General features: G+C 33.9%; 15 protein-coding genes. 5 read left to right on the forward strand and 10 right to left on the reverse strand.

Annotated elements, in window-relative coordinates:
• Positions 1-86 precede the first annotated feature (86 nt).
• Both ruvB and ruvA read right to left on the reverse strand, forming a co-directional pair.
• Positions 87-1,097 (reverse strand): Holliday junction branch migration DNA helicase RuvB, encoded by a 1,011-nt coding sequence (gene ruvB, locus FM121_RS05690; RefSeq protein WP_086951194.1) that lies wholly within the window; start codon positions 1,095-1,097, stop codon positions 87-89.
• 12 nt (positions 1,098-1,109) lie between these two features.
• Positions 1,110-1,727, reverse strand: a complete 618-nt coding sequence (gene ruvA, locus FM121_RS05695; RefSeq protein ID WP_086951318.1) for a Holliday junction branch migration protein RuvA — start codon at positions 1,725-1,727, stop codon at positions 1,110-1,112.
• A 1,024-nt stretch (positions 1,728-2,751) separates the two neighbouring features.
• Here ruvA and FM121_RS05705 point away from each other — a divergent pair.
• Positions 2,752-3,159, forward strand: a complete 408-nt coding sequence (locus tag FM121_RS05705; protein ID WP_086951196.1) for a S8 family serine peptidase — start codon at positions 2,752-2,754, stop codon at positions 3,157-3,159.
• Between the two features lie 194 nt (positions 3,160-3,353).
• On the opposite strand, the gene msrB is transcribed toward FM121_RS05705, so the two are convergent.
• The 6 genes from msrB to FM121_RS05735 are packed head-to-tail and all read right to left on the reverse strand — an operon-like array spanning position 3,354 to position 10,108.
• Positions 3,354-3,782 carry a peptide-methionine (R)-S-oxide reductase MsrB gene (gene msrB, locus FM121_RS05710; protein WP_086951197.1) on the reverse strand — a complete coding sequence of 143 codons (429 nt, stop codon included), beginning with the start codon at positions 3,780-3,782 and terminating at the stop codon, positions 3,354-3,356.
• Positions 3,783-3,793: 11 nt separating this feature from the next.
• Positions 3,794-4,348, reverse strand: coding sequence for a Maf family protein (locus FM121_RS05715; protein ID WP_086951198.1), 555 nt, complete (start codon positions 4,346-4,348; stop codon positions 3,794-3,796).
• A gap of 12 nt (positions 4,349-4,360) precedes the next feature.
• Positions 4,361-6,277, reverse strand: coding sequence for a DNA mismatch repair endonuclease MutL (gene mutL, locus FM121_RS05720; RefSeq protein ID WP_086951199.1), 1,917 nt, complete (start codon positions 6,275-6,277; stop codon positions 4,361-4,363).
• A 23-nt stretch (positions 6,278-6,300) separates the two neighbouring features.
• Entirely contained in the window at positions 6,301-8,892 is a 2,592-nt protein-coding gene (gene mutS / locus FM121_RS05725) for a DNA mismatch repair protein MutS (RefSeq protein ID WP_086951200.1), read from the reverse strand.
• Between the two features lie 15 nt (positions 8,893-8,907).
• The gene (locus FM121_RS05730) at positions 8,908-9,294 is read right to left on the reverse strand and encodes a YlbF family regulator (protein ID WP_086951201.1); all 387 of its coding nucleotides are present in this window, start codon (positions 9,292-9,294) and stop codon (positions 8,908-8,910) included.
• Between the two features lie 13 nt (positions 9,295-9,307).
• Positions 9,308-10,108 carry a TIGR00282 family metallophosphoesterase gene (locus FM121_RS05735; RefSeq protein WP_086951202.1) on the reverse strand — a complete coding sequence of 267 codons (801 nt, stop codon included), beginning with the start codon at positions 10,106-10,108 and terminating at the stop codon, positions 9,308-9,310.
• A 149-nt stretch (positions 10,109-10,257) separates the two neighbouring features.
• Here FM121_RS05735 and FM121_RS05740 point away from each other — a divergent pair, with 149 nt between their 5' ends.
• The 4 genes from FM121_RS05740 to FM121_RS05755 are packed head-to-tail and all read left to right on the forward strand — an operon-like array spanning position 10,258 to position 12,849.
• Positions 10,258-10,887, forward strand: a complete 630-nt coding sequence (locus FM121_RS05740) for a hypothetical protein (RefSeq protein ID WP_086951203.1) — start codon at positions 10,258-10,260, stop codon at positions 10,885-10,887.
• Positions 10,888-10,902: 15 nt separating this feature from the next.
• On the forward strand, positions 10,903-11,658 hold the full coding sequence (gene coaB, locus FM121_RS05745; protein WP_086951204.1) for a phosphopantothenate--cysteine ligase: 756 nt from the start codon (positions 10,903-10,905) through the stop codon (positions 11,656-11,658).
• Positions 11,659-11,672: 14 nt separating this feature from the next.
• Complete coding sequence (locus FM121_RS05750; protein WP_086951205.1) at positions 11,673-12,221, forward strand: phosphopantothenoylcysteine decarboxylase; 549 nt, start codon at positions 11,673-11,675, stop codon at positions 12,219-12,221.
• A gap of 4 nt (positions 12,222-12,225) precedes the next feature.
• A complete protein-coding gene (locus FM121_RS05755; RefSeq protein ID WP_086951206.1) occupies positions 12,226-12,849 on the forward strand; it encodes an ECF transporter S component in 624 nt (207 codons plus the stop codon).
• 333 nt (positions 12,850-13,182) lie between these two features.
• On the opposite strand, the gene FM121_RS05765 is transcribed toward FM121_RS05755, so the two are convergent.
• Together FM121_RS05765 and FM121_RS05770 are read right to left on the reverse strand one after the other, a co-directional pair.
• Positions 13,183-13,995, reverse strand: a complete 813-nt coding sequence (locus FM121_RS05765; protein ID WP_086951208.1) for a DUF1129 family protein — start codon at positions 13,993-13,995, stop codon at positions 13,183-13,185.
• A 1-nt stretch (position 13,996) separates the two neighbouring features.
• Entirely contained in the window at positions 13,997-14,326 is a 330-nt protein-coding gene (locus FM121_RS05770) for a PadR family transcriptional regulator (RefSeq protein WP_086951209.1), read from the reverse strand.
• Positions 14,327-14,374 lie beyond the last annotated feature (48 nt).

Consider the following 14,374-nt stretch of genomic DNA (forward strand, 5'->3'; position numbering starts at 1 on the left):
TTTAGTTGAAAAGAAAAAGCGTTCTTATTTTATATAAAATAGCTAAGAAAAAGAGATTCAGCAGTTTTCCCACTTAAATCTCTTTTTTATTTATCTGGATAACTAAATCCTAAATGATCATAACCAAACTCGGTCACTACACGACCTCGCTGAGTTCTTTTGATAAAGCCTTTTTGAATTAAATACGGTTCGTACATATCTTCTACCGTTTCAGTTTCTTCACTAATGTTCACAGCAATAGTAGTCAACCCTACTGGTCCACCATTATAAAGCTCAATCATCGTTTTCAGTATTTTTTGATCCACGTAATCCAAGCCTTTATGATCTACTTGAAGCATTTTCAAAGCCTCGTCTGCTACATATTCATCAATTTTTCCGTCACTTTCAACTTGCGCAAAATCACGGACACGTTTTAATAACCTATTCGCAATTCGAGGCGTTCCTCTTGAACGCCTCGCAATCTCAAATGCCCCTGTCTCTATAATCTCTGTCGCAAAAATATCTGCTGAACGTAAGACAATTTCTTTTAGATCCTGATCTTCATAATATTCCATGTGACAAATAATCCCAAAACGATCTCTTAATGGAGCTGATAACATTCCTGCTCGAGTTGTTGCTCCTACTAATGTAAAAGGGGGTAATGGGAAATGAACAGGATGGGCAGTTGGACCTTGGCCAACGATGATATCCACAAAAAAATCTTCCATCGCTGAATACAGTAGTTCTTCTGCCACTCGAGGTAAACGGTGAATTTCGTCAATAAACAATACATCTCCTGGCTCTAGTTCATTTAAAATAGCCACTAAATCACCTGGTTTTTCAATCGCAGGTCCACTTGTCGTTTTGATACTAACTTCCATTTCATTAGCGATTACCATTGCCATCGTCGTTTTCCCTAACCCTGGTGGACCATACAAAAGAACATGATCTAAAGATTCTTCTCTTTGCTTGGCTGCTTTGATATAAATTTCTAACTCTCTTTTCACTTTTTCTTGTCCGATATACTGAGATAAATATTGAGGGCGAAGAGATTTTTCAAAAGAATCTTCTGTTTCATTTATATCAGCAGATAACAAACGATTTTCTTCTTCGTTCAAACTGATTCCCCCTTATTTTTTCATAAGTAATTTCAAACCAAATCTTAAAATTTCATCTGTTGCTTTACCTGTCATCGTTTCAAGCTCACCTTTAATACGTTTGATTTCTCTTTCGGAGTATCCTAAAGCTTTTAGTGCTTCGATTGCTTCATATAGGGAACTATCATCAATCGTGCTAAATAAATCATCTTGTTTACTATAAACTTGCTTCGCTTCACCTGTAATCTCTAATTCATCTAGTTTCCCTTTTAGGTCTAAGACCATTTGTTGGGCTGTTTTTTTACCCACACCAGGAAATTTAGTTAAGTATTTAGCATCTTCGTTTTCAATGGCACTCACTAAACCGGCATGATCATCTAGAGCCATAATTGCCAAGCCACTCTTTGGACCGATTCCAGAGACGCTGATTAATTTTAAGAACAACTGCTTCTCTTCTAACCCTGAGAAACCATATAACACGTGGGCATCATCTCTAATAACTTGGTGTAAATAAACGACCACTTCTTTTTCTAATTGAGCTGAGTAACGAAATGGATTCGCCACAGCTATTTGATACCCTATGTTATTTGTCTCAATTACTATATAATACGGACTCACATAAGTGACCGTTCCTTTAATGTATTCGTACACTTTTTCTCCACCTTCCACGTACGCATGTTCCCTTAGATTGTAACATAATTTTTAGTGGTATGGGATATGAATAATCTATGAACCGTTCAAAATAAAGATATTTCCGTTAATTATATTAAGAAAGTCGCATTCTGTATAGAGGAAACTCTTATTTCAACTAATTTCCAACCTCTATTATTTAGATTAGCTAATTTTTTTATCGTTTACACAGTATTTATAAATAACGCTCTAATCTAAGTTGTTCTTTTACCATTTCACTAAATCAAAAAGATAGAAATTCCTATTTAAAAGAATTCTTATTTTGAATATTAGGTATACCAATTAGAATTCACAATCTCGCAGGCTACAACCGTTGGTAAGTCTACAGCTCGGTCTAATATCTAATTATGTAAAGCAAGGAGTTAAATAACTTTAGGGGCCGAATCCATATGTCAAAATGATAAACGGATAATATAAAATAATCCCAATACAAATAATAAAAATATTAATCCCTATTCTTATTAGAAGACTAATAGTATTTTTTTTAAGCTTTTGATTAATTATTAAAATAAAGGGGATACAACCTAATATATAATATAAAGTTAATCCGTATGCAAATAGATCATAATTTGAATACTTCATACTTGCCAATTGGAATGCCATAAAAAAATAAAATATTAAAAAAAGAATTTGTACTATTATTGAATAATATTTTAATATATTTAAATATCTATTGTCTTTACAAATCTTGTAAATTAAAATACAGTAAACTAATGAGAGAATAGGTAAATACCATCTGTTAAGAATTATGAGTTTTATAAATTCCATAATATTCATCCCCTTTTAAGTATATAATACAATATTTTAAAAACATTATAAACACTTTACGATCATCAAAGCTATATATTGTTTATTAAAAAACCAAAAATCCCCCTTATTAACTATTAATAAGGGGGATTTTTGGTTTTTTTGCTTTTTAACTTGTTCTAAAGCATGATCGTAATATAATGAAAAACTCTATGCACTCATTAGAGAATTGAGAAATATGGGAACTTTAGTTGTTGCATCATCGGGAAATTATGGTGATGCTGATGATGAAACTGAGGAAATAAATTATCCTGGTATTTTTTGTGAAACCATACAAATTGGATCAGTATCTGAAAATTTTTCACCAAGTAATTTTTCAAATTCAAATATAAATCTTAATTATGTAACCCCTGGTGAAAATATTATTAGTAATTCAATTAAGACCAATCAAGAGTTTATCTCAATGACCGGAACGTCAATGGCAACTGCTGTAGCTACAGGTATTTTAGGTTTATATATTGATCGAGAGAAAACCAATAACAGTTTTAAAAATATTGATATTATTTTAAAACTTGTAGAAGAAAATACATTATTATTAAGTGATAAAAAAAGACAATTTGGTTTTGGATTATTACAATTTAAATAGCTATTTCATTACTAATTTATGCTTTTTTTTTAAATATCAACTAAGGATAATTGGCTTTTATGTAAACCTAGAGCTATTTAAATGTTTCATTTAGTTATTTAACAAAAGCCCTCAGAATCGATTCTGAGGGCTTTTCGTTGAGTTCAATTATCAATTGTAAACCTAAGATAAAAAGCTATTTTGTTCCACGTTTTTTATTCAAACAACACCAGATATTCCCCATATCCTTCTTTTTCCATTTCAGAAACAGGTATAAATCTTAATGCTGCTCCGTTAATACAGTATCTTAATCCGCCACTTTCCACTGGTCCATCTGGAAAAACATGTCCCAAATGTGAATCAGCTTTTTGACTTCTAACTTCTGTTCGTGTCCGAACCAAACTCGTATCTTTCAATTCTTGAAGTGTTGCGATTGGTTTCGTAAATGAAGGCCACCCGCAACCAGCATCGTATTTATCTTTTGAAGAAAATAACGCTTCTCCTTTAACAATATCCACATAAATCCCCTCGTCAGAAAACTGATCAAACTCACTAGTAAAGGGGTGTTCTGTCCCATTTTCTTGTGTCACTTGATATTGTAGTGGTGTTAATTTTTTTCTTAACTCTTCTTGATTTTTATTCATAATAATCCTCCTTAAAGAATTTTTTTCAAAACTTGATGAACATAACCAATGGGGAACCCAACGATTGAATAATAATCACCCTTAATTTCCTTAACAAACAAAGCACCTTGTCCTTGTATCCCATAAGAACCTGCCTTATCACGATGCTCTCCTGTTGCCAGATAATTTTCAATATCCTCTGATTCTAAATCATAAAAATAGACATCTACACATTCTGTTTTTTGAAAAATTTCTGTCGGTGTTGCTATATAAACACTTGTCAATACTTGATGACATGCGCCACTTAACTGACGCAACACATCTCTAGCGTCATCATCTGATTCAGGTTTACCCATAATTAGTTCCTCTAAAACAACTGTGGTATCACAGCCAATCACTATGTCATTTGGATAGTCCGCAACAATGACAGTTGCTTTTTCTTTAGCCATTCGTTCCACATAGTCTAAAGGTGTTTCTTCAAAAGCAACCGTTTCATCAATATCAGCCGGCTTAATTAGAAATTTTTCTACTGATTTTTGAAGTAATTCTTTTCTCCTTGGTGAACTTGAAGCAAGTATAACAGTCATATAGACATCTCCTTAATGTGGGTCTTGAATTCTCTTAAACATTTTTTCCATATCATTATTTGTAAAACGAATTAAAACAGGACGACCATGAGGACAATTAAAAGGATTCTCACAGTATTTTAAATCTTCTAATAAAGCTCTGGCTTGTTTTTCATCTAAATAATGGTTGGCTTTGATTGATCGTTTACAACTCATCATAATCGCAGTCGCTTCTCTAAATTTTGCGACACTTACTCTTCCTGTTTCTAAAAAGATATCAATCATTTCTCTAATAATACTTTCTTCCTGTCCTCTGATGTACCAAGTTGGGTGAGCCCTAACAATAAAACTATTATTTCCAAAATCCTCTAAAATAATACCGACTTCTTCAAGAACAGATAGATTTTCTTTAATTCGAATCAAATCATCAGCTGAATATTCTAGAACAATAGGAACTAACAATTCTTGAAGGTCATTCGAAACATCGCCAATTTTTTTTCTGAAATATTCATATTTAACACGCTCTTGAGCTGCGTGTTGATCAATGATAAATAAACCTTCCTGATTTTGAGCAAAAAGATAAGTTCCATGCATCTGACCAAAGTAATCTAAATCAGGAAAGACATCTTTCTTTTCATTAGGGTTCGTCTCACTTATTGTTCTATTTATTTCTTCTGACACGTTGTCTTCTTCAACATGAAAAGAAGTTTCTTTTGTTGAAAATTGTGGTTCTTGTTTTTTTTCATAAGGTATCCATTGAGTTCCTTCAACTGACTTTGGTGGCTCGTTTTTAACATAGAAGTCTCCCGTTACTTGATCAAAAGCTAAATCAATTGGACTATTTTCTTTTTCTGGTGTCAGAATTGGTTTTCTTTCAGAAAAGTTCAAGCCTAGCTGCTCTACCTTTTCTTCTTGCTCGAGACGTTTCCTGTAAGGGACACTATCACTTGCATTCGGAATCAATAGTTGCTCACTTAACACTTCTCTAATGGCACTCCTAATCAAAACAACGAGTTCTTTTTCTTTACTGAGTCGAACTTCCTGTTTAGTTGGATGGACATTCACATCTACTAGTAGCGGATCCATTTCGATTTGAAGGACAACCAACGGAAATCTTCCTACCATTAATTTTGATCCGTAACCTTCAACAATAGCTTTATTCAGCACATAGTTTTTTATATAGCGGCCATTAATAATCAATGATAAATAATTACGACTTGCTCGAGTGACTTCTGGTAGAGAAATATAACCTGACAAATGAAAATCTAAATCTTCTTGGCTAATTTCTAGCATCTTTTTAGCTGTAGCTACTCCATAAATACCTGCAATAGTTTGCTTTAAATCGCCACTTCCTGTTGTCGTTAGCATTTGATTGTCATCATGAACTAAACGAAAAGCTACATTAGGATGACTCATCGCCAATCGATTAACAATATCACCTATATTGGCTAACTCCGTCTGTAAGGTCTTCACATATTTAAGACGAGCTGGTGTGTTAAAGAATAAATTTTCAACCGTGATACTCGTTCCTTTTCTTAAAGAATGAGGTTTGTGCTCTTGTACTTTACCACCAGATAAAAACAGATAACTACCGTCACCGATACCTGTAGATGTTTCTAGAGTCACTTCTGAAACTGAGGCAATACTTGGTAGTGCCTCTCCCCTAAAACCTAAAGATCTAATTCTAAATAAATCATCTCGGCTATGAATTTTACTTGTAGCATGACGTTTAAAGGCATTTAAAACATCATCCGACTCAATTCCCTCACCATTATCGACGATTTTTATTTTTTTCAAACCTGACTCTTCTAAAAAAATATCAATCTGTGTGCTACCAGCATCAATCGCATTTTCAACTAACTCTTTCACGACTGAAGCAGGGCGTTCAACTACCTCACCTGCAGCAATCTGATTGGCAAGCGTTTGAGATAATTCTTCAATTTTCGTCATGACACTTCCCTCCTAATATTGTATCAAAGTTGTTTTTTTAAATTAAATAAATAATTCAAAGCATCCATCGGTGTCATTTCCAATAGACTTAACTCTTTCAACTCATTTAGCACAGCTGTTTCTTTTTCAGAATTACCACTGAATAAAGAAAGTTGCTCAGTTTCTTCAACAACGATTGGCTCTACTCTTTTGATTGTCGCTTGATTTTCCATCACCATCTCTGGCGTTTTATTTTCTAAGTGAACTAAAATTTCAGTGGCTCGGTCTAATAAATTATCTGGTAAACCTGCCAGTTTTGCTACATGAACTCCGTAACTTTTATCTGCAGGTCCTTCCATCATTTTATGTAAAAAGACGACTTCTCCACCTTTTTCAACAGCACCAACATGAATATTCTTCAAACCAGATAATTCTTCTTCCAGAACGGTAATTTCATGATAATGAGTTGAGAACAACGTTTTAGCTTTCACATTTTTATGAATGTATTCAATAATCGCTTGAGCCAACGCCATTCCATCATAAGTAGCAGTTCCTCGTCCAATCTCATCAAATAAAATCAGACTTCTTGGCGTTGCATAAGTTAAGGCTTGATTAGCCTCCATCATTTCCACCATAAAAGTACTTTGCCCAGATATCAAATCATCTGAGGCACCAATTCGAGTGAAAATTTGATCAAAAATCGGTAGTTTAGCTTTCTCACAAGGTACAAAACAACCTATTTGGGCCATAATAACCGTTAGCGCTAATTGTCTCATATAAGTACTCTTACCGGACATGTTGGGTCCAGTAATTAAAAGCATCGACGTTGCTTCATCCATCATAACTGAATTCGGTACATATTCTTGATGTCCTAAAACCTTCTCTACAACTGGATGACGCCCCTCAATTAGTTCCAAATGATGTTTATGACTAACTAATTCGGGGCGAACGTAATGATATTGCTCACTAATATCAGCAAAACTTTTAATGACATCCAGACTTGCTAATGATTTAGCTAATTTTTGTAAGAAATCAATTTCTTTTTTAACTTCTTCTCTGACTTCTATGAATAACTTGTATTCTAGTTCTTGAGATTTTTCTTCTGACTCTAAAATTAACGTTTCGATTTCTTTCAACTCTGGCGTGATATAGCGTTCTGCATTAGCTAGAGTTTGCTTTCTTTCATAACGCCCTTCTGGCAATTGATCTATATTGCTTTTCGTTACTTCAATAAAGTAACCAAAGACACGGTTAAACTTAATTTTTAATGTTCTAATCCCAGTCGCATTACGTTCCTTAGCCTCGAGCTCCGCAATCCATTGCTTACCATTTCGCATAGCATCTCGGTAAGTATCTAATTGCTCATTGTAACCATCACGAATGATGTTGCCCTCTGTAATTGCAAGAGGTACCTCTTCATTAATAGAGCCTTCTATCAACTTCACTAACTCATGAGCCGGAACTAAATCCACTAGTAACTCATCCCACTCGCCTTGATTTATCCCTTCAAGGACTTCCCTGATGCTTGGTACTTGATTGAGGGATGTCATTAATTGAATTAAATCACGACCATTAACCGTTCCAAAAGCGACACGACCTGCTAAACGTTCCAAATCATAGACTTTACGTAGCTTTTCTTTTAAGTCCATGCGCTCAAAATAAGCATTAAGTAAGCTTTCTACCATATTTTGACGTGTCATTATCGCCTTTTCTTCAACTAAAGGGCGATCTAACCATTGTTTTAACAGTCTGGCACCCATAGCTGTATTGGTTTCATCTAACAACCATAATAATGTTCCTTTTTTATCGCCCGTTCGAATCGATTGAGCTAGTTCTAAATTATATTTAGAATAGTAGTCCATTTTTAGATGATGATCTGTTTGATAACTAACTGCCTGTTGTAAGTGATCCAGACTTCTTTTTTGCGTGATTTGTAAATAAGAAATCAACGTTTTGGCACCGATTATTAAATTTCCACTTTCTAATCTAGCTACTAAGGCACTCATTTCAGAAGTGACAGTATCCACTGCTTGATGTCTAGAAATTAAAATACCATGATGTTCTAATTTCTCCTCTAAATCTTCACCTACATTTGAACCAATCACAATTTCTTTTGTCTGCAAACTTTCACATTCATTAATAATGCCATCCACCGAATCCAGTATAGTAACTTTAATTTCTCCTGTACTTAAATCAGCATACGAAAAACTAAACTTACTTTCTTGTTCAAGGAAAGTCACAGCCGTCAAATAGTTATTTTCTTTAGCCCCCACATCATTATTAGTTAAACGTGTACCTGGCGTCACAAGCTGGACAACTTCTCGTTTAACCATGCCTTTGGTTGTTTTAGGGTCTTCGACTTGCTCACAAACTGCCACTTTATACCCTTTTTCAATTAAACGATCTATGTATCCTTGAGCTGCATGATGAGGTATTCCACACATTGGAATTGGATCATCCGCATTTTTATTACGACTTGTTAATGTTAATTCTAATAATTGTGACACTTGTTCTGCATCTTCATAAAACATTTCATAAAAATCACCTAATCGATAGAACAAAAAAGCATCTGGATACCCTTCTTTGATATTAAAGTATTGTTCCATCATTGGGGTATGTTTTGTTTTTTGCGGCACCAGACAACACCCTTTCTATTTCTTATGTTCTAATTTTTCTTCTAAACCATCATTCACACTTTTTTCTAATAAATGGGTCATATGTTGTAATAAATCATTGGCTTCAATTAATTTTTCTCGGTAAACAATCACCAACGGATGTTCGTCAAATTCTTTTTGTTTTTCATTTGCTAATCGAATGGCTATCTTTTCTGCTTCTGGTTTGTCATAGTGTGCGTATTGAACCGCATCTTTTTGATGTGCTTTAATATTCTCTACTAATTCTTTCAAACCTTCGTGTTGATCTACTTTTTGAGCGATTTCTTTATATGAACTAATAATTTCATTCTCACCAAGCTTATCTAATAAGTTTTCTAACGTTTTTGCGATTTTTTCTTCGTATTGAAATTCACGATCTAACATACTTATTAGCTCCTTACTCTTTAAATGGACGATCAGGATTAATTAATCCTGCTTCGATTTTTTTCGTTTTCCCTGTTGTATCATCAATGTCAATCACACAGTAAGATAATAACTCACGTCCCTCTGTCACCACTTCAAAGCGATGAGGTAACGCTGTTCTAAATTTTTCGATAACAGCTGTTCTATCCATTCCTAAAATACCATCATAAGGTCCCGTCATCCCCACATCTGTGATATAACCAGTTCCTTGTGGTAAAATTCTAGCATCATTAGTCTGTACATGGGTATGTGTCCCCACAATTGCTGAAACACGACCATCTATATACCAAGCCATTGCTTGCTTTTCACTCGTCGTTTCTCCGTGGAAATCTACAAAAATATTTGGTGTACGTTCACTGGCTTCGGCTATTAATTCATCAATCACTGTGAAGGGATCATCAATTGCCGTCATAAAAGCACGAGCTTGTAAATTAATAACGGCTAATTCCACCTGATTGACTTTAACAAACACCATGCCAACGCCTGGTGTTGTGGCTTTTGGAAAATTGGCAGGGCGAACCATCTTCTTAGCCTCATCTATAAATTCAAAAATCTGGTGATTATCCCATGTATGGTTGCCCAATGTTACCACATCTGCTCCATCTTGGAGGAATTTTTTATATATTTTTTCAGTAATACCGCGACCTGCTGCTGCATTCTCACCATTAATGATAGTGACTTGTGGGCGGTACTTCTTTTTTAATTTTGGTAAATAAGTGGTGATTGTATCTCTTCCTAATGAACCTACTACGTCTCCGCAAAATAAAATTCGCATGAATTTTGTCCTCTTTTCTTATTAGCTACTTTGTTCATTCTATCAATTTTTCGGCTTAAATAAAAGTAAACATCATCCTTTTAACCCTTAGTTTTCAAGAGTATGTTAAAATGAGTACCATATAAATCATGAGAAAGGAGCTAATTTTTATGAGAGCACCTCTTATTATTTTTGGTGGTAGTGGTTTCATTGGTCAAGGCGTCTGTCAAGAAGCTATAAACCGTGAAATACCAGTAATTAGTATTTCAAAACATGGAAAACCTACAGAGGCAGAACTTTGGATGTCTTCGCCTCTCATCACTTGGCTTAGCATAGATATTTTTAAAGACGATTCTTGGAAAAACTATATTTCATCCGAAACATCTTGTATTAACTTAATCGGTATTTTTTTTGAAAATAAAAAAAAGGGTCTGACTTATGAAAAATTAATTGTTCAAGCCAATCACTTAATCAGTGAAGAAGCTCAGTTCAAACACGCACCTTATCTTTTCTTATCAGCGAAAGTAGGACCTTTTGGCTATATTGAAGCTAAAAGAAAAGCCGAAGCTGAATTATTCCAAAAAAATAACCCAACCATTATTATTAGAAGTGGTTTGGTAACGACAAAAAAAAGACCTTTTGTTTACACACAGGGAGTTGTCATTAAAGTGGCAGCACATCTTCCGTTTATTAAAAAGACGGCCACAAAAGCATTTCCTGTCCCTTTAAAGAAATTAGCAGTAACTATCGTCAATGAGTCTTTCAATTCCAGTCACAAAATAATCGAAGACATTCGTTAAATAGGAGTTATAAACATGAACATACTAATTACTTCTGGTGGTACTTCTGAAAAAATAGATGATGTCCGCCATCTGACCAATCATGCCACAGGGCGTTTAGGCAAAGAAATTGCGCTAGCTTTAAAAGAAGAGTCGCTAGCGATTCACTACGTCCATGGTCCGCAAGCTGTTTTACCTGATAATCAAAATTGTCAGTTTTATCCAATTGCCTCTGTCAAAGAACTTTATAATATCATGGAGACACTACTAACAACTATTTCTTTTGATTACGTCATCCATAGTATGGCAGTCAGTGATTATGAATTAGATGTTGCAACTGATGAAGAACTCTTAGCAAAAAAAATTGCTGAAGATGTGCTGAAGAATTCATTTGAAACACCAGAGGACTTAACAACTATCATAAAAAATAGTCTGCTTCATTCTGATAATATTCCTCAAAATAAGCAAAAAAAAATCAGCTCTAAAAACGACAAACTTATTTTGATGATGAAGAAAGCACCTAAAATTATTGGTCACATCAAACAGTGGCAACCTAACACTTACTTAATTGGTTTCAAATTACTAGTTGATGTTCCTGAAGAGAACTTAGTTTCTGTTGCACAAGAAAGCATTGTTAAGAATCATGCTGACTTGATTCTAGCTAACGATTTAATCCACATCAAAGACTCGCAACATCTAGCTTTACTTATCTCAAAAGACGGAATCGAACAACGTTACACCACAAAAAAAGAAATTGCTCAGGGAATCAAAAAAATAATAGTATCAAAATAAAAAGGAGTCTTATTATGCCAACTGTCTTACTTGGTATTTCCGCTAGTATATCTGCTTATAAAGCAGCTGATATTACGAGCCAATTAAAGAAAAAGAACATTGATGTCGAAGTTATTATGACAAATAATAGCACTAAAATCATTCCGGCACTAACATTGCAAGTTTTATCCAAAAATAGTGTGCACACAGATGTCATGCTAGAAGATAATCCTATGGAAATTAACCATATTGATTTAGTTAAGCGAGCTGATTTGTTTTTAGTCGCACCAGCATCAGCAAATATCATAGGAAAAATAGCCAATGGAATCGCTGATGATATGTTATCGACAACAGCTTTAGCTGTTCATGATATTCCTAAATTAATTGCTCCAGCTATGAACACTTATATGTATGAAAATTTAGCAATACAAGATAATTTAAGGAAATTAGAGCGTTATGGTTATCAGCTTATCGAGCCTAAAACAAGTTTATTAGCTTGTGGGGATTACGGCAAAGGGGCATTGGAAGATGTTGACATCATTGTTGCTACCGTTTGTCGTATTTTAAATCAATCTAAGGAGTAAACTAATCTTGAAAACAAAACAATTAACTTTAACAGCCATTTTTTTGTCTATTATTCTTTTATTTTCTTTCACGCCACTAGGTTTTATTAATTTAGGATTTATTAAAGCCACATTGGTTCATGTCCCAGTTATTATAGGAGCAATCATTCTAGGACCACGAATTGGTGCTTTTTTAGGTTTAACTTTTGGAATTTTAAGTATTGTTATCAATACTACTGCTCCTTCTGCATTGTCTTTTGCTTTCTCACCTTTTATTCCCGTTCTTGGAACGAATGAAACTAGTCTTTGGGCATTAGTTATTGCCTTAGTTCCAAGAATTTTAACAGGAGTCATTCCCTTTTATGTCTTTAAATGGCTACAAAAAAAAGAACTTAAGTCAAACACTGCTCTTTTCATCGCTGGTGTTTCTGGTTCTTTAATAAATACTATCCTCGTGATGAACCTAATTTATTTTGTTTTTCAAGATGCTTATGCTACTGCTAAACAAATGGTAATCGGAGCTGGTCTATACAAAGCTGTTCTTTCCGTTATCTTAATTAACGGTGTTCCTGAAGCCCTTATCGCAGGTATTGCGACAAGCGCTGTAGCCTCAATTCTGCTAAAGGTCTACCATAAAAATAGGACCTAAGCATGACGTCTCTTCTTCAAGCTGATGCTATTATTAAGACATCAACAAGACAGGAGAGAAATCAGATGAATGAAAAAAATAGCTGGCTTCGCGTGATAGTCATTGCGCTAATCATACTTATAGGCCTAAAATTATTACCCTTTATTGTCGGTTTAGTCGCAGTCATGATCAAATTAGCGATGGTTTTAGTTATTATATATTGCCTAACGCAATATTTTTCTAAATCATCACGTAGATACAACTCCTATAAATAATTTTTAACAACAAGAAACACCCAATGATCCCCCTCATTGGGTGTTTTATTTTGTTCAAGTGAATTGATCCATATTTCATTTATTTTGTTTTTTTGAAATTTAAATACATTGAGCCGTAAATCAAAACTAAAATTAAGACAATGAAAATGGTTTTGTTTGTATTAGTCGCTAATAATACTTTGGCACTTGGAATATATTGAATAGTAGGGATTAGGTTAAGAAGGGCTAAACTCACAATTGAATAATAATATTCTCTTTTCTTTTTTAGTAAAACCCATAATGAATAGATGACTAAACCACTCCAAGTAATAACTAAGCCTGTCATTGAAGGAACTGATATACTTAACCACAGGCTACCTAAATAGTTCGATACAAAAGTTAAACCAATAAAAAGAAAACTAATCAAAAAAACTATACTATATTCTTTTTTCTTTTTTGTATTCGGCTTAAACGTAAATTGATTTATCATCCAAAATATAAGCTTAACAAAAGCTAAACTGATCAGCCCGTTAAGTATTAAGGTGAGAACATTTATACTCGGATTAATTCTTGTTAAGCTAGAAAACAATGAAAAGAGTGAACTAATCCCAAAAATCATTAAAACCAATGTCACTTTTTTATTAGTTGCTATCTTTGGTAGTTGATCCAATAGTTTATCTAGCATTGGTTGAGGATTTTCTCCAAAATATTTTTCTGCGCTTTCACCATTACTTTGTGCTTCTAAGATATCATTTAGTAATTCTATTAAAATAAGTTCTATGTCTAGTTCAGCACGAAATAAAGACTTAGTTCTGATATAAATTAATATTTTTTCATAGTATTCTTTATTCTCTGATGTTAATTTTTCCCGTAAAACATTATTTTCTTCAATCAATTTTTCTTCTTTAGTCATTTTATTTTATTTCGTCTCCTTCTAAAATGTGATCAACATTGTTTGTTAAAAGCAACCACTGCTCTTTAAATTCTAATAACCTCTCATTCCCTATTTCAGTTAAAATATAATATTTTCTATCTGGCCCATCTGGTGAAGACTGCATATCCCCTATAATAGCTGCTTGTTTTTCCAGTTTCTGAAGTAATGGATAAACCGTACCACCAACAATATCATCAAAACCTGACTTTCTAAGTTCTTGGACTAGCTCATAACCATAAATTTTTTCTTTTTGAATAATTGCTAATACACAACCTTCAAGAACACCTTTGAGTAACTGAGTTTGTTTCACATCACCCCTCCTAACTAGTTTGTTTTACATAGTAGATAGATTATATCA

It is taken from the genome of Vagococcus fluvialis bH819, from assembly GCF_900163795.1.
GTDB classification, from domain to species: domain Bacteria; phylum Bacillota; class Bacilli; order Lactobacillales; family Vagococcaceae; genus Vagococcus; species Vagococcus fluvialis_A.